The organism is Hungatella hominis, assembly GCF_014288005.1.
GTDB classification, from domain to species: Bacteria; Bacillota; Clostridia; order Lachnospirales; family Lachnospiraceae; genus Hungatella; species Hungatella effluvii.
The window spans coordinates 286,091-311,489 of record NZ_JACOPB010000003.1; the positions used below are offsets into that span (position 1 = coordinate 286,091).

The 25,399-nt window shown below is 46.5% G+C and carries 24 protein-coding genes; 5 read left to right on the plus strand and 19 right to left on the minus strand.

Annotated elements, in window-relative coordinates:
• Positions 1–100: 100 nt before the first annotated feature.
• Together H8S75_RS09320 and H8S75_RS09325 are read left to right on the plus strand one after the other, a co-directional pair.
• Positions 101–829 (plus strand): ABC transporter ATP-binding protein, encoded by a 729-nt coding sequence (locus tag H8S75_RS09320; RefSeq protein WP_187020984.1) that lies wholly within the window; start codon positions 101–103, stop codon positions 827–829.
• Complete coding sequence (locus H8S75_RS09325; protein ID WP_187020985.1) at positions 822–1,565, plus strand: ABC transporter permease; 744 nt, start codon at positions 822–824, stop codon at positions 1,563–1,565. Before H8S75_RS09320 ends, H8S75_RS09325 begins: the two co-directional genes overlap by 8 nt.
• 103 nt (positions 1,566–1,668) lie before the next feature.
• On the opposite strand, the gene H8S75_RS09330 is transcribed toward H8S75_RS09325, so the two are convergent.
• The 15 genes from H8S75_RS09330 to H8S75_RS09400 all read right to left on the minus strand — a co-directional run bounded on the left by H8S75_RS09330 (position 1,669) and on the right by H8S75_RS09400 (position 19,866).
• On the minus strand, positions 1,669–3,627 hold the full coding sequence (locus H8S75_RS09330; protein ID WP_187020987.1) for a beta-N-acetylhexosaminidase: 1,959 nt from the start codon (positions 3,625–3,627) through the stop codon (positions 1,669–1,671).
• Positions 3,628–3,630: 3 nt separating this feature from the next.
• Complete coding sequence (locus H8S75_RS09335) at positions 3,631–5,148, minus strand: response regulator transcription factor (protein WP_187020989.1); 1,518 nt, start codon at positions 5,146–5,148, stop codon at positions 3,631–3,633.
• Complete coding sequence (locus tag H8S75_RS09340; RefSeq protein ID WP_187020990.1) at positions 5,145–6,959, minus strand: sensor histidine kinase; 1,815 nt, start codon at positions 6,957–6,959, stop codon at positions 5,145–5,147. Before H8S75_RS09340 ends, H8S75_RS09335 begins: the two co-directional genes overlap by 4 nt.
• Before the next feature lie 24 nt (positions 6,960–6,983).
• On the minus strand, positions 6,984–7,814 hold the full coding sequence (locus H8S75_RS09345) for a carbohydrate ABC transporter permease (protein WP_002600217.1): 831 nt from the start codon (positions 7,812–7,814) through the stop codon (positions 6,984–6,986).
• The gene (locus H8S75_RS09350) at positions 7,814–8,695 is read right to left on the minus strand and encodes a carbohydrate ABC transporter permease (protein ID WP_187020992.1); all 882 of its coding nucleotides are present in this window, start codon (positions 8,693–8,695) and stop codon (positions 7,814–7,816) included. Before H8S75_RS09350 ends, H8S75_RS09345 begins: the two co-directional genes overlap by 1 nt.
• 82 nt (positions 8,696–8,777) lie before the next feature.
• The gene (locus tag H8S75_RS09355) at positions 8,778–10,154 is read right to left on the minus strand and encodes an ABC transporter substrate-binding protein (protein WP_187020994.1); all 1,377 of its coding nucleotides are present in this window, start codon (positions 10,152–10,154) and stop codon (positions 8,778–8,780) included.
• 208 nt (positions 10,155–10,362) lie between these two features.
• Complete coding sequence (locus H8S75_RS09360) at positions 10,363–12,078, minus strand: M56 family metallopeptidase (protein ID WP_243270215.1); 1,716 nt, start codon at positions 12,076–12,078, stop codon at positions 10,363–10,365.
• A 5-nt stretch (positions 12,079–12,083) separates the two neighbouring features.
• Positions 12,084–12,461 (minus strand): BlaI/MecI/CopY family transcriptional regulator, encoded by a 378-nt coding sequence (locus H8S75_RS09365; protein ID WP_002600221.1) that lies wholly within the window; start codon positions 12,459–12,461, stop codon positions 12,084–12,086.
• Positions 12,462–12,636: 175 nt separating this feature from the next.
• Positions 12,637–13,482 (minus strand): shikimate dehydrogenase, encoded by an 846-nt coding sequence (gene aroE, locus H8S75_RS09370; RefSeq protein ID WP_187020998.1) that lies wholly within the window; start codon positions 13,480–13,482, stop codon positions 12,637–12,639.
• Entirely contained in the window at positions 13,479–14,858 is a 1,380-nt protein-coding gene (locus H8S75_RS09375) for a glycoside hydrolase family 32 protein (RefSeq protein WP_187020999.1), read from the minus strand. The genes aroE and H8S75_RS09375 overlap by 4 nt, the downstream gene beginning before the upstream one ends.
• A gap of 36 nt (positions 14,859–14,894) precedes the next feature.
• Positions 14,895–15,743, minus strand: coding sequence for a carbohydrate ABC transporter permease (locus H8S75_RS09380; RefSeq protein WP_187021002.1), 849 nt, complete (start codon positions 15,741–15,743; stop codon positions 14,895–14,897).
• Between the two features lie 6 nt (positions 15,744–15,749).
• Entirely contained in the window at positions 15,750–16,628 is an 879-nt protein-coding gene (locus H8S75_RS09385) for a carbohydrate ABC transporter permease (RefSeq protein ID WP_187021003.1), read from the minus strand.
• Positions 16,629–16,686: 58 nt separating this feature from the next.
• On the minus strand, positions 16,687–18,093 hold the full coding sequence (locus H8S75_RS09390; protein ID WP_187021010.1) for an ABC transporter substrate-binding protein: 1,407 nt from the start codon (positions 18,091–18,093) through the stop codon (positions 16,687–16,689).
• Between the two features lie 31 nt (positions 18,094–18,124).
• Positions 18,125–19,120, minus strand: a complete 996-nt coding sequence (locus H8S75_RS09395; RefSeq protein WP_187021012.1) for a LacI family DNA-binding transcriptional regulator — start codon at positions 19,118–19,120, stop codon at positions 18,125–18,127.
• 434 nt (positions 19,121–19,554) lie between these two features.
• The gene (locus H8S75_RS09400; protein ID WP_187021013.1) at positions 19,555–19,866 is read right to left on the minus strand and encodes a hypothetical protein; all 312 of its coding nucleotides are present in this window, start codon (positions 19,864–19,866) and stop codon (positions 19,555–19,557) included.
• Between the two features lie 212 nt (positions 19,867–20,078).
• On the opposite strand from H8S75_RS09400, the gene H8S75_RS09405 reads away from it, so the two are divergent.
• Positions 20,079–21,443: an FAD-binding oxidoreductase gene (locus H8S75_RS09405; protein ID WP_187021015.1), complete on the plus strand. Its 1,365-nt coding sequence runs from the start codon at positions 20,079–20,081 to the stop codon at positions 21,441–21,443.
• Between the two features lie 42 nt (positions 21,444–21,485).
• Here the strand turns inward: H8S75_RS09405 and H8S75_RS09410 are convergent, their stop codons facing one another.
• On the minus strand, positions 21,486–22,151 hold the full coding sequence (locus tag H8S75_RS09410) for a DUF3592 domain-containing protein (RefSeq protein WP_187021016.1): 666 nt from the start codon (positions 22,149–22,151) through the stop codon (positions 21,486–21,488).
• A 494-nt stretch (positions 22,152–22,645) separates the two neighbouring features.
• On the opposite strand from H8S75_RS09410, the gene H8S75_RS09415 reads away from it, so the two are divergent.
• The gene (locus H8S75_RS09415; RefSeq protein WP_187021018.1) at positions 22,646–22,897 is read left to right on the plus strand and encodes a hypothetical protein; all 252 of its coding nucleotides are present in this window, start codon (positions 22,646–22,648) and stop codon (positions 22,895–22,897) included.
• Here H8S75_RS09415 and H8S75_RS09420 read toward each other — a convergent pair.
• A complete protein-coding gene (locus H8S75_RS09420) occupies positions 22,888–23,094 on the minus strand; it encodes a hypothetical protein (RefSeq protein WP_187021020.1) in 207 nt (68 codons plus the stop codon). The genes H8S75_RS09415 and H8S75_RS09420 overlap by 10 nt on opposite strands.
• A gap of 22 nt (positions 23,095–23,116) precedes the next feature.
• Positions 23,117–23,464 carry a helix-turn-helix domain-containing protein gene (locus H8S75_RS09425; RefSeq protein ID WP_349768895.1) on the minus strand — a complete coding sequence of 116 codons (348 nt, stop codon included), beginning with the start codon at positions 23,462–23,464 and terminating at the stop codon, positions 23,117–23,119.
• Positions 23,465–23,697: 233 nt separating this feature from the next.
• On the opposite strand from H8S75_RS09425, the gene H8S75_RS09430 reads away from it, so the two are divergent.
• Positions 23,698–24,282, plus strand: a complete 585-nt coding sequence (locus H8S75_RS09430; protein ID WP_187021021.1) for a DUF305 domain-containing protein — start codon at positions 23,698–23,700, stop codon at positions 24,280–24,282.
• A 67-nt stretch (positions 24,283–24,349) separates the two neighbouring features.
• On the opposite strand, the gene H8S75_RS09435 is transcribed toward H8S75_RS09430, so the two are convergent.
• Positions 24,350–25,399: an ABC transporter permease subunit gene (locus tag H8S75_RS09435; RefSeq protein WP_187021023.1), complete on the minus strand. Its 1,050-nt coding sequence runs from the start codon at positions 25,397–25,399 to the stop codon at positions 24,350–24,352.

Genomic DNA, 25,399 nt, shown 5'->3' on the forward strand with positions numbered 1-25,399 from the left:
AAATCAAATAAAATGAAGTAAAAAAAGAAACCCTCCATTTACCCACCAACCTGTATCTGTGTGCTATTCTCTTCTCACAACAACGAGAGGAGAAAATGGTATGAAAACAACAATTCAGGTATCCGGTCTTTCAAAGTCATACGGTGCGCTGCATGTCATCAAGAATCTTGATTTAACGGTATCCAAAGGTGAAGTTTACGGCCTTCTCGGCGCTAACGGCGCGGGAAAAAGCACGGCGATCGAGTGCATGCTGGGCACCAAAAAAGCAGATGGCGGCAGTATTTCCATTCTGGGAATGAGTCCGCAAAAGGACCGCAGGAACTTATTTCAGCAGGTTGGCGTGCAGTTTCAGGAGGCCAATTATCCTGACAAGATCAGGGTGAGCGAGCTGTGCGAGGAAACAGCCTGCCTCTACAACTGTCCGGCCGACTACACAAAACTGTTAAAGCAGTTCGGACTCCAGGAAAAAGAAAAGAATTTCGTCAGCGAGCTGTCCGGCGGCCAGAAACAGAGGCTGTTTATCGTTCTGGCATTAATCCCCGATCCCCAGGTGGTGTTCTTAGATGAACTGACCACCGGCCTTGACACCAAGGCAAGAAGGAGTGTGTGGAAGAGCCTTCAGGAGCTGAAAGACAGAGGGCTCACAATCTTCTTAACCTCGCACTTCATGGATGAGGTGGAAGAGCTCTGCGACAGAATCGGTATCTTAAAAGACGGAGCATTCGCATTCTGCGGAACAACAGCCGAAGCGGTTGCGTTAAGCCCGGGCAATACGCTGGAAGAGGCGTATCTGTGGTTTACGGGAGAGGAGGCTGACGGAGATGAATAAATTTCTTACAATGCTGAAAACCGAGTTAAAACTCTCCTTCCGTGGAATGGACATGATCATATTCGCCGTCTGCATGCCCGTGGTCGTGGTTATACTGCTCGGGATTATTTACGGCGGAAAACCGGCTTTTGACGGCGCGGACTATACTTTTCTGGAACAATCCTTCGGCGCAGTCTCCACAATCGCAGTCTGCGCGGGCGGCGTCATGGGGCTGCCTCTGGTAATCTCCGACTACCGGCAGAAGAAAATCCTCAAACGCTTTAAAATCACACCGTCCAGCCCCGTACTTTTACTGTCGGTTCAGGTGGCCATTTACATGATCTATTCCCTGATCGCACTGGTGCTGATCTATCTGGTGTCTGTGCTGTTATTCGGCATGAAGCTGCAGGGAGCCTTCCTACCGTTTATGGGCGCCTTTTTCCTTGTCATGATCTCCATGTTCAGTATTGGAATGCTGGTAGGCGGCGTATCTCCTAATACAAAAATCGCAAGCGTTCTTGCAAGCTTACTCTATTTCCCAATGCTGATCTTTTCCGGCGCCACACTTCCGTATGAGGTGATGCCCGCCATGCTGCAAAAACTCGCGGACCTGCTGCCGCTGACTCAGGGAATTAAGCTGCTGAAGGCTGCATCCCTGGGCCTGCCGGCTGAAAATGTGATAGCTTCCCTTGCCGTCATGGCGGTGATCACGGTCGTCTGCGGCGGAATTTCTATTCGATTTTTCAAATGGGAATGACAGGCGGAGTAAAAAAATGGTTGAGCGCACAGGCTCAACCATTTTTTTACTCACGAATCATTCGTACTCATTTCTTTAACCCGTGTTTCTTCTGCATCTTCCATTATATCCCTGCAATATTCCCCGCGCTGACAATATTCTGCCAGAAATTACAGCTGCACAGCGCATGGCTGCCGTCGCTCTGATCCGGCGCATAGACAAGTCTCTTCTCATCCAGCTCCGGCAGGCAGTCGGTCTCACCGGAAAGATACCGGGCCAGCCTTTTTCCGGCGTATTCCAGGCGCGCCCTCACTCCAGCCAGTCTGATATCCAGCACCTCGTATCCGAACACCTTACACTCCTCCATCCAGATTCCCTGTCTTAAGTCTGCAAGTCTCTCCGTCAGCCTGATACAGGCCGGAATGCCGTTCTGTTCCGCTTCCGCCAGATAATCCCTGTCTCCGCTGTGGTAACTGTCATGGATCCGGATCCCCAGTTCTGCTTTCTGTTCCAGAAGCCGTGCTAAAACCTCGTAGTACTCAAACAGCACATTGGCGCCCGAATGGCGGCTCCTGTACTCAGCCAGTTCCTCCGCCAGCTTCTGATAATGTTCCGTCAGTCCCAGATCACGAATCTGTTCATCGAACAGGCCCAGCATAACGTCCTGGTAGAGCAGGAACTTGGATGGATTGTCCGCGTAACGGTTATTCTTACCGGCACCGGGAACATTGTCGAACCGATCCAGAAGCCACCATGCCTCCCTGCCGTCGCCCCAGAGAAATTCCATGTAATCGCCGTCCGTCCTTTGTTCTTCGCCCTGCAAACCACTTTCTCCGGAAAAACAGGCTTCTGCAAAGGTTGTGAGAGAAAGATTTCCGGCCGTCATCGGCGTCTCCGCCCCATTGTCCTGCCAGAATGTACAGATCACCTCTGATACACCGTTCTCCCGGCATGCTTCCAGCGCGGGCATAAGCGTCGCCGCCATCCAGGAATAATTCGGTGCAACACCGTTCCATATCCACGCACCGCCTGCAAACAGCGTCTGGTCTGACAATTTTTTATGAAGCTTGATATAATTCTCATAGTGTTTTTTCTCATCGTGATAGTAATCCCAGTAGACCATCGCTACGCCTTCCGGAATTTCCGGCAGATCGGAAAAATCGGTCTCCGGCAGCAGATCGTAGTAATCGCCGCTGGGGGACTTCAACCGAAAATACATATCGCTCCAGATCATCGGCTCCATCCCGTATTTCCGGCAGATGGACAGCACCCGCTGTAAGTGGCTGTTCATGATCTCGAAACGGTTCTGATAGCCATTTTTATTTAAATAATTCCCGAGGCCCAGTTCATGCGCCTCATCCATACCGAGGTGGACACGCCTGCTGCGGAAAGCGGAGGACACACTGCTTATCATGGCATCGATCAGCCTGTAAACCTCATCGTCGCCGGCAAGTAGAATGTCCGGCGTATCGGTCAGCCCCTGCATGGTCTTCCATCGGAGCGCCGTATGCAGATGCGCCAGCGTCTGAATGCACGGTACAATCTCGATTCCAAACAGTTCCGCATAGTCATCACAGGACTTCAGTTCCTCTCTCGTGTAACGTCCGCGGAAAGCGCCAAAATACGGATACTCCGGGACCTCATACGTCTCTTCCGTATACAGCATCATAAGATTCATGCCCAGGGAGGCCATGCGTCTGATGTACTCTTTTATTTTCCCGACCTTTAATACGCCGTTTCTGGAACAGTCAAGCATTGCCCCCGACGACTGGAAGCAGGCACTTTCCCGCAGCTCAAATTCCTGCAGCTCAAATTCCGAATCTGCCCCATGCGTCTCCAGATATTCCAGCGCCTTCATAAAACCTCTGAAAAAATGGACCTTTTCCCTGCATCTGATTGTTAAGACGCCATGTTTCAAAGAGACTGAAATCTCATGTTCTCCTTCCTGTTCCCAGCAGATGACCGGCTGTTCCCTTACAGCGGTGCTCTCCCCATCTGTCCCGAGCTCATGGCCCCGCTCCTCAAGCAGCAGCTCCAGCCCTTCCCTTACATTTGCCGCACTTTGATCCAATCGAAATTTCATTTTTTAGTCCTTCCCTTTCTCTTTTTCTTCCTGATATACCGCCCGGTATTCCGACGGGTAGATTCCCGTATTTTTCTTAAATATTTTGGAAAAATACAGGGGGTCCTGATATCCTACCATCCCCGCAATATCCTTTGAAGTAATATTCGGATATGCAGTCAGCAGCTCCTTTGCATTGTTCAGACGAATATTCTGGATGTACTGCGACGGAGTCAGGCCCTTATACGCTTTAAAAAGTCTGCTGAGATACGGTGAAACCAGACCGAATCTGGCAGCCAGCATCTTCGTCGTAATCTGTGCATCCAAATGGGCCAGAATGTATTCATCTACCTCCCGCATCAGATTCTTTCCTTCCTCCGCCGATTTTCCCATGCTCATGTCTTTCACATATAAAAGAAATTCATCAAACACCTGGTCCATATCCGCAGCAGAGGAAAGAAGTTCCCCAATATCCGGAAATGTATTATTTTCCTCCGGCTCATTTCGCTCTGCGGAATGGACTGCCGCCATCAGAAACAGCTTCTGCAAAATCCGTTCCAACTCTGTCTGCGTGACTCTGAACAGTTTCATCTGGTCTCTGACATTCATCAGAATCCCCTTCAGTTCGGCAAAATCGTCTTTCTTTACGGCAAAGGAGATGGCGGATTCCGTTGACGCAGCAAGTGTGAAAGGTCTTCGTTCCGGCAGGGCGTTGGTCACAGACGATACGCCAAACATGCATTTTTCCCTTATCTCCGCCCGGAGTGCGCCAAGCCTCTCCTGCACCTGACTGATATCTGTAATGGCATTTCCATAGCAGATGGTTATCGAAATACGGGGAGGAAGCAGCGATAAAATTGATTCCGCGATTCCGGCCATATCAGGCTCGTTTAACCCCTCCAGAAGAAGAATCTGTTCATTCATCGCCTTTCCGAAAAAACAGAATATCCCTTGCTCCTGTCTGGTCACAAGGGAAACGATCTGTTTTAAGTCATGATTCTTCCAGTAGACATTCCCCGGAGTCATCTCCTCCAGACTGTTGGAATTAAACGCGCCGGCCATCAGATAGACGGGATATACCGTCTCAAATAACGCGTTCCCCGCCTCACAGGGGGTCCCTTCATACAGTATCCCTGTCAGAATCCTGCTTTTTTCCGCCCCCGCCCTCTGCCTCAGTTCTTCCTTCATCTGAGCCAGCAGCGAAGCCAGTTCTTCTCTGTCCACGGGCTTCAGCAGATAATTTTTCGCATTGTATAAGAGGGCCTTCCGTGCATAGGAAAAATCGCGGTAACCGCTAATCACTACCGCCAGCGTAGAGGGGCACGTTTCATATATGTATTTTAAAATCTCTGTCCCATCCGCCATTGGCATATTAATATCGGTAAAAACCACCTCCACCTGCTGCTCTTCCAGATATTCCATGGCCTCTCTGCCGTTTTTCGCGCATTTCACTACCGAAAATTCAGGATCAAGTCCTTCGATCATCTTTTTTATGCCGCGAAGAAGAGGTAATTCATCTTCCGCAATCAGGACCCTAATCATTCCAATTCACCTCCAAGCAGCACAACTGCCCCCTCCTCATCGTTATATAACCGGCATTCGAAATTCCTGTCATAGCATATCATCAGCCTCATATAGATATTGGGGATGCAAAGCCCGCCGATCGATATCTGTTCCAGGCTCTCCCTCACATTTTTGAAGGTTAAATTCTCTTTCATCCTTCCAAATTCTTCTAAGTACTCTTCCGCAAATCCCGTTCCGTTGTCATGAACTTTTATAAACCATTTCCCATCCTCTGCATAAACCAGAAGCCTGATTTTCCATACCGGTTCCGTGTTTTTAAAGGAATGCTTAAAACAGTTTTCACAGACAGGCTGGATCATAAGCTTTGGTATCCGGACAGCGGACAGCGCCTGGTCCATATGAACCTCATATTCGAACAGGTCTTCGTACCGTTCCTTCATCAGTTCCATATAATTGACCGCATTTTCAACTTCCCGTTCCATCGTACAGAAGCCATCTTCCATTGATGAGGTAAAACGCAGCATTTTGCAGAGCCGTGAACAGATATTTTCCACCTTCCTATTGCCGTCTGCCTGTGATTCCATGGAGATAATCGCCAATATATTATAGAGAAAATGGGGATTCATCTGAGACTGCAATGCAAATAAATGGGATTTCAGTTCATTCGTCTCCGCGGCGTACTGCTGTTCCACAGACTCCTTCATCCGGCTCAATACCGCGTTAAAAGCATTCTTGATCTGTACCAGTTCATCGCTGCTTTCATAACCTGCAATGTCCATCCGGAAATGTTCCAGTGAGATCGTTTTGATCGAACGGTTCAACTCCGTCAACGGCTTTGACAGCTTCCTCACGATCAGAATTTCCGTTACAATTGCAGTAATAAGAATCAGCAGCATTCCCAGAATCATCAGTCGGTTAAACTGAGCCAGCGGCTCCATCAGCACATTCTCCGGTTTTTCGAAGAGAATGGTAAACGGCGCGTTCCGCAGTTTTCTGCTGCACACATACCGGCCTGGTACACTTTTATCCCCGTCGGTGAGCCGTCCCTCTGACGCCATCTGTATCATTGCTTCCAGTCTGCTCTCGGCCCTGCCGCTTTCGGAGCCGAAGCTCCGGTAAACAGCCTCCCCCTCGTCCGTTAGGATTACGGAATTAATATCTTTCCCTATCCCATAAAACATTTCATCCAGCCGTTCTGCAAATTCCTGCACTTCCACATATCCACACTTTAAGCTGTTGGAAGAGTAATCCTTAATCTGTCTGACAACGGAGAAATACATTTTTTCAGATAACCCGGTATCGTTCAGCACATCGTTTTGCGGCGGAACGAAGCATACGAAGCTGTCCTCCTGCCTGAAGAAATCGCGTATCTTTGCATACTCCACTCCCGAAAAGTAAGCCTCTGTTCCGGTCGCTGTCGTAACGGTTGTCGCCGTACAGACAAAATCCTGATCATCATTATAGAGACAGATTCTGGCATACCCGTCCTTCTTAAAATTATAAGAGTTCAGCAGCTTGATAACCTCCGAAGCAATGAGAGGCTCCCGGATAAAAAAATTGCTGTCCGGCTCCTGGTCCACCTTCTGGAATACACTCACGATATTGGGATTTGCGGCTATCTGAAGCGCCGTTTTATCCATATTATAAAGGTGGTTATCCAGTCTGTCGGCAACGCTGGTGGCGATCACCTCAAAATCATCATTTGTCCGTTCCGTTATGGCATCCACCACATACCGGTAAAAGATTCCCATGAGGGCGGCCGATACAAAGAGAACAATTACTATGTGAAAAAAAATCATTTTCGATTGGAACTTTACTTTTTTCAGCATAAAAACCTTTCTTTTCGGTTCTTTCTACCCCTTCACTGCTCCGGCTGTCATCCCCTCTATTATATATTTCTGCAGGGCCAGATACAGGATAACGATGGGCAGCACTGTAATAACAAGCGCGGCAAAGACGTAATTCCAGTTTCTGGAATACAGGCCATAAAAATTGAAGATCATCATCGGAATCGTCGTTCGTTTCGAACTGCTCATCAGATACAGGGGCACCTGGAAATTGTTCCAGATTCCGATGGCTGCAATAATCAGGTTCGTGATCATGACCGGCTTTAAGATCGGCAGCAGCACCTTAAATATCAATTGAAATGTATTGCAGCCATCTATGATCGCCGCTTCGTCGATCTCCTTAGGCACACCCGTCACAAAGCTGGAAAAGGTCATGACTGCAAATGGCAGATTCACCGCAGCGAAGACGAGAATCACACCGATATAACTTCCATACAGATTCATTTTAATCATCATAAAATAGGTTGTCACCATCTGCATGGTGGCTGTCAGCCCAAATACAAAATAGTAATACAGGGCGCCGGCTTTTTTATCGTTCCGTCTGGAAATTATAATTCCCGTCATGCAGCCAAGTATAATTACAATGGCGACAGAACACACCGTAACAATCAGGCTGTTTTTATAGCCCCTTAAAATCTCCCCCGTCTGAATCACATGCAGATAATTTTCAAACTGAAAATGTGACGGCAGGCTCAAATCCATATGCAGTGCCTCTCCCTGAGTCTTAAACGATCCCAGAATCATCATAATCAGAGGGATCAGAAACACCGGACATAGAACGAGACAGATCAGGAAAGGTATTATTTTTTTTCTGTGGCGTATCCAGAATATCTTCATTATACATCAATCTCCCTTGATTTTAATAGTCTGTTTAATAAAAATGTGATTATTACAATTCCGACAGACAACAGCAACGCGCTGGCGCTGGATTTTCCGAGAAGTCCCATTCCGAACGCGCGGTACGTATAAGTGCTTAAAACCTGAGTGTCGAACCCTGGTCCTCCGCCGGTAAGGGAGTATACGAGATCAAATACCTTTAAACCACCGGTGATATTCAGCGTTGTTACAACGGTAAAGGATGGGGCCAGGAGGGGAAGCGTAATGTGACAAAACTGCTGCCACGGACTGGCTCCGTCCAACTGGGCGCTTTCATAATACTCACCGGAGATTGCATTTAAGCCTGAGATAAAAAGAAACATGCTGAATCCCGCCCACATCCAGACTTCAATGAAGATAATCCAGAACATCGCTGTTCCATAGCTGCCCAGCCAGTCTCTGGCCAACTGCCCCATCCCCGCGGCAGCCAGCAGGTTATTGACCAGACCATCCTGCTTTAAAATCCCGGTAAATAAAAGGCCCACAATCATGCAGCTCAGCACACAGGGCAGATAGAACAAGGTTCTGAATATGCTGTTGCCGCGAAAACGCTTTACCACCACAAGCGCAATCAGCAGCCCCGTTACGGTTTTAAACAGCGTGGTCGTAAACGCAAACAGCAGTGTGTTAAATATGGAACGGGCAAATACTTCATCCTGGAACAGATTGATAAAGTTGCGAAGACCTATAAACTGCGGTGAATCCATACGATCCAAATTCCAGTTCGTAAAGGAATAGAAGAATGCAATAATAATCGGCACTACAAAAAAAACGGTAAATACAAGCGCCCCCGGAAGAGCGATCCACATCGGATATATTTTTGAACGCAGCTTTCTGTTCATACATTAAAACCTCCTGATAAATGAAAGAAAGGGCGCTGCTCTGCCTTCACAGCCCGCAGCACCCGATCCTTAAACTACTTATTTAAAATCCTTCCGCTCCCTGATCCTTCATATACTGCTCATAATCCTTCTGGAATTTCTCCATAACGGCCTTTCCATCCATAGTTCCTTTGGCAGGAGCATCCACATAGTAAACGTATAAGCTGCTCTCAAACAACGGATTTAATGTCATTACGTAATAATTGAATTCTGGGATCGCTTTTCCCTCTTTAATATAGTTTTCATTAATCTCAGCCAGGTAATCCGGAACCTTGCCGCCGTCAATACCCTGGAATGCCGGGAATGCCGGGCGGTCTGCAAAGTAGAGATTTGCATATTCCGGTGTGGACCACAGATCAAAGATCTTTTTCACGACATCGAGATTCTCGGAATTTTTATATGCCACGAATCCTGCGGAAGACATATTCTCGGTGATAACGTCCGCGCCCTCCTTCATAGAGACAGGGAACATACCGATTTGGGCTTCTGGATTTGCCTCCAGGACAGACGTCGCAAAGAAGTCTCCGTTAAAGTGCATGGCTGCTGTTCCGTCCGCCACAGCCGCGATGGCATCATCGTAGGTTGCAGATGCAAAGTTGCTGTTTACGTAGCCTTTCTGATATAATTCCAGATATTTGTCCAGTACCTCGGCGAATTCCGGAACATCGCTCCACTTTGTTTCGTTTTTCAGGATCTTGTCAGCAAAATCCTTACAGCCGTCCGCTCCCAGGATTTTTGCAAAATTATCTGTCATGAGTATCTGCGGAACCCAGGTATCTTTCGGCATAAAGATCGGTGTTGTCCCGCTCTCCTTTATTTTCTCACAGGCAGCGAGAAGCTCATCCCAGGTTGCCGGCACCTCAACACCAGCTTTGTCAAACACATCTTTATTGTAGATAAATCCATGCAGTCCCGGTACGGAAAGGAACGGAAATCCATAAATCTTTCCATCCTTGGCCGTTACGTTCCCCGGTATAATCAGACGGTCTGTCCAGGCTTCGCCCGTCATATCTGCAAAATTAGATGCCGGATCAATGATATCGTACACGGCCGGGACATTATAATCAATGATATCCGGGCACTCTCCTGAATTGAGCTTCATCTTAATCATGTTCAGAGATTCATCATCCGGCACGATCTGTGCATCGATCTTAATATTCTCTTCCTCTTCCAGCTTCTGAATCATTTTCTGGAGGCCCTCGAAGTTTCGGGACTGCTGAATCAGAGCTGTCACGACCACCTTTTCTTTGCTGCCGGCTTCCTTTGCCGGTGTCTCCTGCTGTTCCTTCGAAGCCTCAGCCTTTACTGATTCTGTCTGCGTAACCTCTGCTGCTGTGTCCTTCCCCTGGCCGCCGCAGCCTGCTAAAGCTCCCACAGTCACCATACACGCTGCTGCAATTGCAAATACACTTTTTTTCATGTAACTTCCTCCTGTCTCTTTGATAGATTTATGATACCATTCCTAATCCTCTGCCGTAAATGTACAAAAGTTAAATGCGGTATGGAAAAAAATTACATGTTTATCTTCGGACAAACGTGCTGCCGGGACTAAGAACAAGAAACAGCGGCCTTGAAATTAGTCACTTTCAAGACCGCCGCCGATTGGGCAGGACAACACGAAATTCCATCTATTCTATTTTGCCGGTAATCGTAATATCTCCGCTCTTAAAAAATCCGGTACAATTATAAGCCCATCTGCCGGCTGAAAGCGCGATCGTTTTTGTCACATCACTGTCAGTGATCGTAATACGATGTTCTTCATGATTGGGTGAAAAAAGAGTGATATCTGCGGAGCCGCCCTTAATATCAGACTGAATGGTAAGAGTTAAAACCTGATCGTCTTTCGCATCAAAGCTGCCCGAGCGGGTAATACTGTCTCGCTTACCATTACTCAGATTTATGACAGTACCTTTATTGTTCTCCACTTCTGCTGCCGTTTTGTCGGGACTATCACCATTGCCATGACTGCGGGGAACTGTGCCGCGAATGGTAATGCTGCCACTCTTAAAGAATCCGGTACAATTATAAGCCCATCTGCCGGCTGAAAGCGTAATTGTTTTCGTCTCATCAGAATCGTTCATGGTAATGCGCTGTTCTTTGTTATCAGGTGAGAAAAGAAACAAATCTACGGAACCGCCTTTGATGTCAGATTGAATCGTTATGGTTAAAATCTGATCGTCTTCTGCCTCGAAGCTGTCCGATTTGGTAATGCCGTTATGTCCATTACTCGACAGATGAAAGACGACCTCCTCTTCTGTCTCTGCGTTATCCTGTCCGGAGGCATTTCCCGGCAGCGGATTCGGGGCAGCGGCGTAAGCGCCGGTAAATGCTCCGCCAAGGCAGATCGTAAGTGTCATGATAAAGGATAGTACTTTAATCATCTTTGTTTGTTTTTTATAATTCATAATAGCATCCAGCCTTTCTTTCAATAGCTCCCTGCTTTCATTCAATGTAACAGAGGCAAGTGAATTTTTGTAGTTTCCTTTGGGTCTGACCGCACCCAGCAAGGTATTCCCATAGTCCCGCATAGCGTTCTTATTCAAATGCCGGATAATAGCTTCATCGCAGGATAGTTCACACAGACGGTTGACATCGCGCGCCATCAGGTACACGAGGGGGTTAAACCAATGCAGACATACCGCCGTCTGCATAAGCCATTTATAAAACATATCTTTCCGCTTAAAATGCGTCAGCTCGTGCCTTATGGTATATTGAAAATCTAAATCCGAACAATCCGTTCCCGGCAGCACGATACAGGGATGGAAAAAACCAAGCAGCAGAGGAGATGATATGAGGCTGTTTGTATACAGTTCCACCGGGACATTGATTTTTGCGTCTTCTGCCTCTTTTCCAAACTGCTCCAAAAGATTAATATCGTCTACCGGAGCACAACCGGCTTTTACGTATTTTATAAAGCTCTGATAGATTGTAATTTTCCGTATTAACAGGATCAGAGCGGCTACCAGACAAACCAGGCCCAAATTACGTATCAGCATCAGAAGACCATATTTCATCACATTTACCGGAGAATAGTCTTCGTCCTCGGCTTTACTGTCATCTGTGATAGTATTTGGAAAGAGATCAGTTCCCTGCAGCGACGCAAAACCAGATTCAGGAAGCATTTTCTGTTCTAATTGTGAGGCTGCGTAATCATAGTTTCTAAAGAGGCTACCTACAAGATTATGTTCCGGCGCAAAGGGGAGCAGCAGTCTGGCAATTACGGCGAGCCAAATATAATACTGCCAGGCCTTGCTCATTTTTGATTGAAATAAAGGTTTGCAAAGGAACAGAATGAGAATAAGGATAGACCCGGAAAGGGATAGCGACAAAATTAGTTTTATCATTTCGTTTATTTGTGACTGCCTCCTTTTTCCCAATGGCGTTTTAAGTCCTCATAATCCTCGCAGGAAAGCAAGTCTTTTTGTAACAGCGTGGCTACAAGCCCCTTCGCATCGCATTCATAGACTTTTTCGAGAAAATCCTGCGTCTGCACCTCCTGATACTCTGCCTCGGAAACAACAGCTGTGTATTCATTCCTGCGTCCTATCTTATTCGTCTTCAAAAAGCCTTTGCTGGCCAACCTCGAGCATAAAGTAATGATCGTATTTTTTGTCCAGGGGGTGCCTCTGTCCTCTAATGCCCTGACAATCTCTGCATACAACGCCGTTCCGCCGTTGTTCCAAATGATTTTCATAAGTATCAATTCATATTCTGATATTTGCTGCATCTTTTCTCATCTCCATTTTTGATTACATGCTGTACTCTAAATTTATGATAACATTTTGTACTCCATGTGTCAAGGGATATAATAAAATCCCTGATGCATAAAAGGTGCTGAGAAATCCCGATGATATAGAGATTTTTCAGCACCTTTTGAGTTGTATTTTTATGGTAGTTCCACTCTAAGTAAAACTTTCGATCAGCGCCTTCCTCATTGCTTCCGGATCGGGCTTCCTCCCCGTCCACAATTCAACCGCCAGGGCACCCTGATAGATGAGCATGCTCTGGCCGTCGAGTATATGGGCTCCCCGTTCGCCGGCCTTCTGCAGAAATGGCGTATATGCCGGATTTGTAATGATGTCCTGTACTACCATGTTTTGATTAATGGTATCGTAGTCAATATCCGGTAGTGATTTATCTGGGTACAAGCCGATATTTGTGGCATTTACCAGAATATCACACGCCGGAATGCTGACTTTCTCCACCCACTTTATAAATTCTGCGGTGCAGCTGGTATTCTCTGTAATCAGGGCAGCCAGTTCTCTGCCTTTCTTCTCTGTCCGGTTAATAATTGTTAAGTGAACGGCCCCTGCCAGCGCACATTCCACGCTGATCGCTCTTGCGGCGCCTCCTGCCCCCAGAATGACAAGTCGTTTGCCAGCCAAAGAAATGCCATTCTCACGAAGTCCGATAACGAAACCTTTTCCATCCGTATTTTCCCCGTACAGTTTCCCTTCTTTTACCAAAATCGTATTGATTGCCCCTATGAGAGCAGCGCTTTCCGAAAGTCCCTCCATATAAGAGACCGCAGTAATCTTATGAGGTATGGTCAGGTTCAGCCCGGAAAACCCCAAAGCCCTGATGCCGTCCAGCCCATCTTGCAGGTCACAGGCCGGCACACGAAACAGCTGGTAGCGCCAGTTCAAGCCCGTGCTTCGAAAGCCGGCTTCCATCATAGCCCCTGAAGGATTCTCATCAATCGGATCGCCAAACGCACCTGTAGTAGGTATTCTGAAACATTCTTTCATCTTTGTTCCTCCCCTTGCAACCCGATTTCATAGACATGGATCTCTGCATCTGCTATAAGCCCCTTCGTTTCAACAGACATCCTGCCGCCCTCCATCTGAGGATAGATTCTAAGCGTCATGGCAGAATTTCCATTGATAAAAATCTCTGCTACAGAATTGTCAATCAGGATATCTACATGAACACTTCCATCTTTTTTCCGTCTGAAACAGCCCAAAATCGGCCTTTTATCTACGGATTTAATCAGGCTGCTATCCTCCATCGGCGCATAATAAGTACCTTCCCGTGGGTTAATGATGACATCGGTATATTCCTGTCCATCGCTGTCCGCCAGAAAACGGAATGAAAAAACATCGTCAGACTGAATGGTTCCTTCCATCTCCGCCGTGCCGGATACTGTTTTAAATTCATATCGACCGGTAAAATTCTGAAGTTGGACCTCTTCATCCGTGCGGCGCAGAATCTCGAATTCCGGCAGACGCTCCTGAACCAGTTCATTTTCCTCATTAATGGATATCACTCTTGGAATTGCCTGGACACCGGACCATTCTCCATCCGTATAAAGTCCTCTCCTGGGATCTTCCCGAAGCCATCCCCACATCAGAGTCCGTCCTTTCTCATCGAATGAGATCTGGGATGCGAAGAAATCGCCATAGTCCACACTTCCCTGATTGTAAACTTCCAGCTTCCCGTCTTCCGTAATGGTACCCACAAACCAGTGCAGGACACGAATGTCCCATATAGAATGGATAAACAACACCTTATCTCCATAAACAATCAGGTTGGGACACTCCATAACCTCCTTCGCACACGTATTGCGAAAAAACTCATTAACATAAGTCCATGACCGAAAATCATTCGTTGTGTACAGATGTACGGCACCATATTTTTCATCTACAATCCCCGCAACAAGGCAGTATATTTTTCCTTTCCACCGAAATACGAAAGGATCACGCCACTCTGTCAGCCGTTTTCCCGGAGCCCCCGGGGTTTTCATAACCGGGTTTTCGGGAATCTGCTTCCAGGTTACGCCGTCCTCTGTCGTGGCTGCCCACTGCTGGGAGCCACTGTTTTGACATCGTACTCCCTGACCAACGCTGGTATAAAGCAGTTCTATCTGACCGTTATTGATATAACTGCATCCGGAATAACAGTGTGTCTCCCCCCTGTCCAGAGCCGGATACAGAGCAATCGGTCTATGTTCCCAATGAAGCAGATCCTTACTTACGGCATGTCCATAATGAAGATTCCCCCAATGCCAGTCCGTGGGATTATATTGGTAAAACAGATGATGCTCCCCTTTAAAATAAATTGTTGCATTCGGATCATTCATCCAGTTCTTTTCGGGCAGAAAATGATAACTTGGTCTGTGTTTCATCGTAAACTCCTTTATTGTTATAAGATTTTTTTGCATTCAGCCCTTAACCGCTCCAGCAGTCAGACCTCCCACCACGTACTTTTGGAAAAATCCGTAGAATATCAGCTGAGGTACAAGGATAAGCAGAGCTCCTGCCACAAGTCCGCCATAATCAATGCTGTATTTTCCACGGAACATGGAAACACCCATGGAAATTGTACGCATGGCAGGATTCTGGATCAGGGTAACTTCCAACGGGAATTCGTTCCATACGTATAGCACATTGAATACGGTAACTGTAGCCAGGACTGGCTTGATTAAGGGAATGGTAATATACGTACAAAGCTTCATCAGGCTGCAGCCGTCAATAATGGCCGCCTCCTCTATATCCCTGGAAAATCCTTTTAAAAAACCGACAAACAACAGCGTATTAAAAGAAACGGATGAGGCCGCCAGAGGCAGTATGACAGACAGATACGTATTAACAATTTTCAGGGCAATATTTATTCTGTAAATCGGGAACAGCAAAATATAGGTGGGAATCATAAGACCCGACAACAAGAATAAATAAATTCCGTTTTGAAGCTTCCTGCTGCGAAATTTCAGTCTGGTCAATGCGAAAGAACACATAAAAGTCACCACCAGACAGAGTATCTGGGTAAAGACCACGATAATAATCGTATTCTTATACATACTTCCAAGAGGCAGAATAGCAAGTGCGTTCTTGAAATTGCCCCAGTTCATCGACTCAGGCAGCGCAAACGGCTCATTCATAATCTGAGTATTCGTCTTAAAGGCCAGCACCACCAGCCAGAGGAATGGAATCATGAGCACCGCAGTAATTAATACAGTAACCGCAGACAATGCTGCCGCTCCAATCCTTTTTTTCTTTTTTTCGTCCAACATGGCAGTTTACTCCTCCTCTCCTACCTGTTCTCTCGTGACATAGAGATAGATAACCGCAAACAGAGCAGAAATCAGAAATGTCACCGATGCTATGCTCATACCATATCCATACCGGGAGGATGTGAATGTGGAATAATACATATAAGTCACCAGCAGATCCGACATGTGGTTCGGACCGCCGCCAGTCAACTGATAGACGATCTCGAATATTTTGAAACAGCCTGTAATCACCAGAAGCATAACTATAATAATGGTCTGCCTGATCATAGGAAATGTGATATAGATCAGCTGCTGCATCTTCCCTGCACCGTCAATTTCCGACGCCTCATATAGTTCCTGCGGCACCATTTTAATACCTGCCAGAAATATGGTGGCGTTATAGCCCAGAGTCTGCCAGAGGAAAATAGCGCCTACACAGTATGGTGTCAGAGTTTTCCCTCCAATCCATTCCGGCTGGGCAGACACGCCAATATACCGTAGAAATGCGTTGATAAGTCCAATCTTGGGATCCAGAATGAACACCCAGATCAGGCCAATTAATATGGGACTGATAATATTCGGGGAAAAACAAAAGGCTTTTACCAGCTTTCCGCCCCGCATCTTCCTGGCAAACAGCAATGATAATCCAAAGGAGCAGGGAACTATGAGAAGCAGAGACATCGCCAGGACAAGTCCCGTATTTTTCAAAGCAATATAAAATATCTTATCTGAAAACAGCGTTATGTAGTTCCGTAAACCTAAAAACTCAGGCTTTCCAATTCCCGTAAAATTAGTAAATCCATAATAAAACGCCATGAAGACCGGAATAATGATATACAGCAGAAATAGAATTACTGCCGGTGCAATCATCAGTATTTTTGTCTTTTTGGTACTGAACCAATGCATACCGTCTCTCCTTTTGAGTCAGAAATGGCGCTGCCATGACTGGCAGCGCCAGAAATTGTTACTGGATTGTGCTCTGCTGTTCGTCCATATAGCTGAGGGCCTCTTCCGGTGTATAGATTCCGTTAATTACACCGATCATGCTCTCCCTGTATTGATTGATAAGCTGACCAGGGATATACATATCAGGGCACGCCGCCGGGCTTTCCCAGTCATCATTCATCTTTTCCATAACCCTTGCAAATACTGGGTATTTCTCCTTGTCGATCTCACCGTCATATTTTGTAACCGGAATACTCTGATTATCTCTCGCAATAATCCCGGTTCCCTGCTCCCCATAATAAAACTTCAGGAAATCTACGATGACCGCGTACAATTCCGGATCCTCTTTCTGTACTTTAGCGGAAACGCAGTAAGGATGAGCAGGTGCCTTCATGGATACATTCTGATTGCCAATCCCGTCACTGAACGTTGGTCCCCACCAGTAGTAGATGGATCCGGCCAGATCACTCTGATCGAATTTCTTGGTATCCCATACACCGGAGTTGAGCATAGCCGCCTTCCCCCCCATAAAGGCTTCCACAGACTGATCATAACTCATGGTAGTCACATTATCAGGGAATACGCCCTTATCGCGCATGTCTGCAAGCCTGTTGTAAAACTTTAAGTAATCATCATTCTGCCATTTATCCGTTCCTGCGATAATGTCGTCTATATGGTCGAAAAAACCGTATCTGCAATGCATATTTTCAAACGCCCATGCAGTGAAGGTATCTTTGGCGCCCTGTGCCATTGGGATAATATCGTTTGAGCGGAACACTTCAGTACAGTGGATAAAGTCCTCATAAGTCACAGGCAGTTCCAGACCGTACTGATCAAATAAAGCTTTGTTCAGCCATATGCCATTGGACTGAAGCTCACAGGGAATGCCGTAAATCTTGCCATCAATCTTCAGAGAATCCAGCATCCCCGGAAGAAAGCCATCCATGAACGCCTGATCAGAATTAATTTCTTTCGATAAATCGGCCAGATATCCCGCATTTGCCATCTCTACCGCTCCGCCCTGCTCCATCCAGAACAGTTCAGGAAGTGAACCATTCTGTGCCGCCATCTTAATATTACGTATCTGATCGTCAGAGGCGGTCCCCTGCAGTTCGATCGTTACGTTCGGATGTTCCTTCATATATGCCTGTACCACGGCATATACCTGAGGTGCCTGTTCCTCTACATTCGCTACGTGCTCAGCAAACACAAATTTATAAGCTTTCTCTGCTGCTCCATCGTTTCCGGCACTGCCTTCCTCTGTCTTGCTTTCAGGTGACGCCTCTGCAGTCGCCTGATTTGCTGCGGAAGACTGCTCCGCTGTTGTACCTGCTGCCTCATTTCCCTTTCCGCAGCCTGCAAACAACAATGCTGATGATACAGTCAACCCCAATACCATAACTTTCTTCCAATACCTCTTTTTCATAAAATACCTCCAAATAATTTGGCAGGCATAATCACAGCAGTATTTTTACCGATTTTCTCGCTACCAGCCGCGGGTCCAGCACCAGCCTTGCAGGCTGCTCTCCAGATCCGTTTTCCCTTTTGTTGAACTGGCTGTCAATCATCTCTGCTATGAGCCTGCCGATGGACTCGTAAGAATGTGCCACTGTAGTGATGCCGTAAACCGCTGTCCAGGGCAGATCATCATAAATGATGAAGCTGATATCGTCCGGTATGGACAAATTCATCTCGGAAAGCGCCTGGATGACGTTGATGCTGGTGGATTCTCCAACCGACAGAATTGCAGTGGGCTGCACCGCATGAATCTTTTCCTTGATCATCTCTTTGGCGCAGTCCGCATAGCTCATAAGGTACAGGCATTCATTATCCATTTCCAGTCTTTCCTCTGCAAATGCCCTTGCGTATCCAACCTCCCGCTTGACAAGAGCCGGATTAGTCTTACTGATCAGCATGATCTTCTTATGGCCACTTTGAAGAAGGTGCTTCACAGCCAGGTACGTTCCCAGCTCATCATCAATCAGCAGTGTGTCCAGATCGGGGTAAACTGTCCGGAACAGCTGAAGCAATGGAAACCGCTTTGCGTTCAGCTGTTTTATCAGCTCCCCGTCCCCCTCAGGAGACGGCACGAAAATAATGCCGTCATACTTATGAGCAATGGCTGCTTCAAAGTTCTCCCGTTCCACAGATGCACTGTTGCTGTTGTACATAACAGCAAGCTGGTATCCCTTATGTTCCAGTTCCTTGGAGGTCTCCCTCACCATGGCACTGTAAAACGGGTTCACAATCTCATCTAAAAACAACGCCACTGTCCTTTTACTTTCCTTTCCCCCTGTTCTGTTTACCGTCTTAGGTACGTATCCCAGTTCTTTCGCAGCTGCATATACTTTTTCCCTGATCTCAGGGCTGGTAAAATACGTATTGCTGTAGGCTTTGTAAACAGTAGGAACAGATACTCCGGCTAATGCTGCCACATCTTTAATATTACTCATAAACGCATCCTTTCCAGCAGCAGAAGTTACTCAAGAAATAATTATTATATATTATTAAATAATTATTTTTTTATATATATAATTATATTCTCATCTGCTGTATTTGTCAATATTTATATGTTTTTCATTATATTATTTGTATATATTGTACATTTTAAAGTATGTTTTTTGTAAGTAGCGTACCATTGTTTAAAATAATTATTCTTAAAACATGCGTTAAAACCAATACCTGGGGTGTTCTATGGAAATTATTGGAATAATTATATCATATATGAGAGAATTATTCAGATGTTTTTCTTAGATAAGAAAATAGAAAAGGCTGCCCTTAATCGGACAGCTTTATCTATTTTGATCCTGAGCAGTTCCATTTTTTCTGACAGCTTCCGATGTAATAACCTGGAACTGGCAGATGGTATATATAATAAGTTAACACCTCAACTGATATTGGCTAAAAACTGCCGCACCGCCTGCTCAACATTTTTACATGGCCTTCCCTGTGTCTTTATGCCGTTTTCTCCGATACAAACCACATGAAACGAATAGTTATTAATCGGAACATAGTCCATTTCTATCATGATATTGGCATCCAGATCCTGCAGCAATACCATGGTTGTCTGTGTGCTGTTAATACAGTTCTGTACTTCTGACAGGTATTCCAGACAGTCCGCCTCCTCATGAAAAGCATCTGTCAGCCTGTTCAACTTTTCGATTCTGTCCTTTGCCGTACATTTGGTATAATTCCACATAGCCCCTCCTTTTTGTGATTTTTGCTCTGCCTCAGTGTGTCAACTGGCCTTTCAGGAAATAGATATGCTGATTCCTGTATATTACTATTTTACACAATTATGGAGGTGTTTACAATAAGTTTTGCCATCAGAACCTCCACCCCTCCCCCCGCATACTGTATTATAAAACAACGTTGTCCCGAACTGCGAACAGCAGCCGGCAAAAGGATGCTATGATGAATACAGATCTATGCAGCAGAATTATTCTGCCGTTCTGTCCGTCCTACGAATCGGCGAGGCAGATCTTTAACCGTTCCATACAAAAATATCCCTCCTCCATCATCTATTGCAGGAATGATAATGAGGCGGCACGGGCAGTTTGTTATGGCGCCAGGCAGAAGCAGGAAATCCGAGTGAGATCCGGCGGACATAATTATGAGGGATACTGCATCGGTAATGGTAAGATGACGGTTGATACCAGTCCTTTAAAAGGGATTCAGCTTGACAGCACCGGAACGCTCAAAATCGGCGGCGGTGTCTCCAACAGAGAACTTTACCATTTCTTGAAACAATACGGCTATCCATTTCCCAGCGGTACTTGCCCTGCCGTAAATGCAGTCGGCCTGACTCAGGGAGGCGGCTGGGGACATTCCTCCAGAATGTATGGACTGGCCTGTGACAGCCTTGTGGAAGCAGAACTCATCGATGCCTCCGGCAGGCTGATAACTGCCAGTGAAGCGTCTCATTCCGACCTTTTCTGGGCTCTGCGGGGCGGGGGAGGCGGGAACTTCGGCGTCGTGACATCACTGAGTTACCGTCTTACACCTGTAGTCTCTCATGTCACCTATGTGGACATAGAATATTCACGGGTTGACGATATAACCGCGCTCCGATTCTTTCAGACATGGCAGGCATGGACCACAGGCGACGAGATTCGTTTCACTCCCAACAGCCGCATTTTTAATTCTGCACGGGACGGGATGGGCATATTCCTGCGTGGCTTCTTCTATGGAACACCGGACGAAGCGGAGGCCGCGGTTCAGCCATTTCTCGATATCCAGGGTGCAGAGGTTTCGTTTCGTTATGTTACTTTTTGGGAAGCCACCGAAATTGACGCTTCAATTTACCCGGCTTCTGAAACGTTTCGGTTTGCAGGACGATTCGCGTATGCGGACTTTTCAGACAGCCAGATTATATCGCTCCTCAGTCTCATCAAGACCAGAGCGCAGGGTTCCTCCTATGCTTCCGTGGCACTCTACGCCATGGGCGGCAAAGTCAGAGCTGTAAATCCCTGCGAAACCGCATTCTACTACAGAAATTCCGACTTTATAATCGGAATCGAAACGGTATGGGAAGACTGCTTCTTCGAACCGGAGAATCAGGCATGGATGGCGGCACGCTTTCCATATTTACGTTCCTTAACCACAGGTTCGTATATTAATTTCCCGTATCTGTGTACAGATCACTACATGGACGCTTACTATGGAGAGAATAAAAAGCGGTTAATTGAAATCAAGAAACGGTATGATCCGTGCAATCTCTTCCGCTTCCCTCAAAGCATCCGGGCTGCCCCTCCGCCGGGGCAGCTGCCGGAATGACCGGCCATCAATGGAGTTTTAAAACAGTTGCGGCCGGTATTGTCACTTCATCCAGTTCCTCAGGAATGGACCTGCCAATGCAATGACAGGGAAGCCAACTCCGATAAACCTGAATATCCATACGAAAAACCAGGTTCCTCTCTGTTCTTTTGGAACATAAATCTTATCCGGACGCCCGGGAATATAGTGAAGCTCTACCTCCTCCCCAACAGAGACGGAGAGAAAGCCGCTCCCAAAGCTGCTGTTAGTGCTGGATTCCGAAGTAATTCTGTGTTTAGCGCCCTCTGCATAAAACTCATATATGGGGGCGTACGTTCTGTTCTGGCTGCTGCCCCGCGGTTCTTTGTCCACCACGACGGCAGTGGTCACGGCGGTGGCGAATCTGCGTCTCTTAGCGGCCTTACGACCCATGGCTGATCCGATCACCATAAATACAACAGGTACCAGGACAAAAAGAATATCTCCCATTTCCCGGTCTGCCATACCGCGCTCATACTGAACCATCATAATCACCCCAATGGCGCAGTAAAATAAACTCCACAGAAGAAAATATCCCCATTTCTTCCCGGTATTCTTTTCTTCCCTCGGCATCCCGGTATGATCTTCCCGACTCTTGACAAGTCTATAGTAATGGATCACAACAAATGCTGAGCCTATCAGTGAAATGGCTGATACTACGATAACAAAGATCCAAAGTGATTGATTCATGGCGGTATCCTCCTGTCGGCAGCGTTCTGTCGGCAAACATTTATGCCGCAATCGGGTGTATGCTGCTTCCTGTTTTTTCTCATCGGAGTCCTCTGTGCTGCTGTCAATCTGTAATTCTGGATCCATACACGTCATGTGATGGCCTTTCTCTGCTAGCAGCCTGGAAACTCTGGCGGTTCTGCCCGATCCGACTTCTAATATCCTACACACCTTATCCGATGGCAGTAACTGAATCACATATTCTGCCAACAGCTCCTGACGCGACGGCAGATTTTTATTGATTCTATAAAACTTATATATAGATAGTTGGAGGGGAAGGATTAAAATTATATATCATTGGTGCCTGTCTAAAATTACAACTTGATAAAATCTTGAAACGGAATATCAGCATTTGACAGAATTGTTTTGAGAACGTAGAATGAAATAAAATACAAAATAATTTAATAAAAAGGAAAAACACGATACTATTGGCAAATATACAGGGAGGTGCCTCTATGAACGATAAGATTAAAACTGCTTTGAGCTCTGAGAAATCAATGACTGTTATAAATCTGCTTTTTCTTTTGTCGCTGTTCATTCGTAACCGCGGAATCATTTTTATTGCATATATCGCATGGATCGTTTTTCTGATCTGTTTTATTAAGAAAACCTCTTCCAAGGCCGTTAGGGCTGCCAACGGAATATTTCTTATCTTTGCGGTTGCGATGATTGTGATAAATCTGTATTTCATGATTAGTTATAGATAGGAAAAAAGGGACTTAAGATGTTGGTTTTTAAACGTCGTTTGGGAATGGTTTGCCTGATCGTACCAGTCTGTAAATGCCCGGCGAAGTTTCACTCTCAGTTCCGCATTCTTCGGATTCAGCACCCAGCCAAGAACATTATCTTTTCCATTGCTGCAGCTCTCTTCTATTAATTTTATTCCCTCTTCATATCTGCTCATTGTTTAACTCCTCCTGCTAAATTTATCGTTCGTGAAACTCACAAAACCGGCAACTCATCATCTCTTCGCCGATCAAGGGCACACCTTCGTCTACCATCCTGTAATTCAGGGATAGATCAGGCTTGTCATTATTCATTAGGCCTACGGGCTTGTCCCGGTATTGCGCCGGTGTAATGCCACAGGTCTCCCTGAATGCCCGTGTTAAAGTCTCGTGTCCGCCGAAGCCGTATTCCACCGCAACGTTTAGGATGCTGTTTTCTTTGTTTCTCAGAGACTCGCATGCTGGGGCCAAACGCCGCATCTGGATTTCCTCGCCAATATGTTCCTCAATATAGTTTAAAGTCCTTTGTATGGATTCCCACGCATGCATAGCAGCACCTCGCTTCTCACTATACCATAATTTTCAGACAGATGCGTGACCGTGTCTGCCCTTTTTCTATTCGGTGTTCCTTCCGGCATACTCCATTCTTGAGGACATCTGGATATCACGCTGTTTTTACCATCATACCATATCGAACGTATGTTTGCAATCAGAATATGCTCTGATTCTATATCAACCGCCTCCCCCTCTGCATACCCTATATAGAACTGGAGGCGTAAATAATGATGAGACAAGAACAGCTAGGCATCGTAACAGACAAATACTTAACCTGCTTTAACAACATACTGGACCAAATGATACAGCAGATGAACAGTGCCCAACTGAGCAACAGTATTTCCTATAATTTTATTGTTCAGATGATTCCCCACCACAAGGCAGCAATCGAGATGTCCTGTAATCTCCTGCAGTACACTACCCTGGTACCACTGCAGGAAATTGCGTTAAATATCATTGAAGAACAGACTAAAAGCATTGAGAATATGGAGGCAATCCGGAACCGCTGTCAGATGTTCTGCAACCCGCCGCAGAAAATCGAACTTTTCCTTTGTCACTATAAGCAGATTACACAGACTATGTTCGATGATATGAGAAATGCATGTTACACAAATGATATCAATGCAAATTTTATTCGCGAAATGATCCCCCATCACAGAGGCGCCATCCAAATGTCACGGAATGCCCTGCAGTTTCCAATCTGTCAGGAGCTGAAGCCGATTATCCAGTCGATTATCGTGTCGCAGCAGAATGGGATTCGGGAAATGGAGTGTCTGCTTAAATGTATTGAGAAATGTGACAGACCGTGCTGACAAAAAACTAACACACCAATCCCCGGGTCCGAACACCCGGACCGGGGGATTGGCATCCACTTCTTCCTTATACCCTTTTCTTCTTCCGCGCCATAATCATACTCTGCACCACCAAAAACAGGCACAGCATGGCGGCCACGGTAATTCCCGTCCACCACGCCTGATCGAGGCCGATGGAGGAAACGATATTTTGAATCGTGCTGAGTGACAGCACGCCGACAAACGTACCGGCGATATTGCCGACGCCGCCCGTCAGCAGCGTTCCGCCGATGATGGAAGACGCGATTGCATTCATCTCCATGCCCATGGCGTGAGAGGCCGATCCGGAGCCTACATGCAGGAAATAGACGTAACCGCCGATCCCCGCCAGAAGGCCGCAGAGCAAATGCGCCAGAAATCTGGTCTTCTTTACATCGATTCCAAGCATCAGAGCGCTCTGCCTGCTGCCGCCCACCGCGTAAAAATTCCGCCCGGCCTTCGTCCATTTCAGGATGCAGAACAGGATAATCACCACCAGAACGGCGACGATCACGCCAATCTCCACATAGGCGTTAATGTATTTTCCCAGCTTGTTTACCGTTCCGAGTCCGGGTACATTGATCCGCGTATCTTTCAAAGCTGCAAAGCCTTCATTGACCACATTAAACGGAGCCGTATGAACAATCGTCGTCATGCCTCTGGCAAAGAACATCCCCGCCAGTGAGACGATAAACGGCTGGATATCCAGATAAGCCACGAGAAAGCCCTGTACCGCGCCGAATGCCAGACCGATTCCCAGTGCAATCAGCAGGGAGGCAAAGACACTGCCTCCGTGATAATCCAGGTATACTGCACAGCTCATGCTGACCAATGCGACGACGCCTCCCACGGAGATATCGATTCCGCCGGTGATCATAACGAGGCTCATGCCGCAGGAGGTAATGATGAGCGCTGCATTCGCATTCAGAATATTAAAAAACGTCTGGGGCTTTAAAAACCCCTTTTTCAGAAATATCATGGCTCCGATATACATGACAAGGAAAACCACGATCGTAATGAGAAGCAGCAAATTCGTGTCAGTCAGCCTTTTCGGCTTATTTGGCAGCGCCTGGCTGCCTGCTTTTTTTATATTTGACAT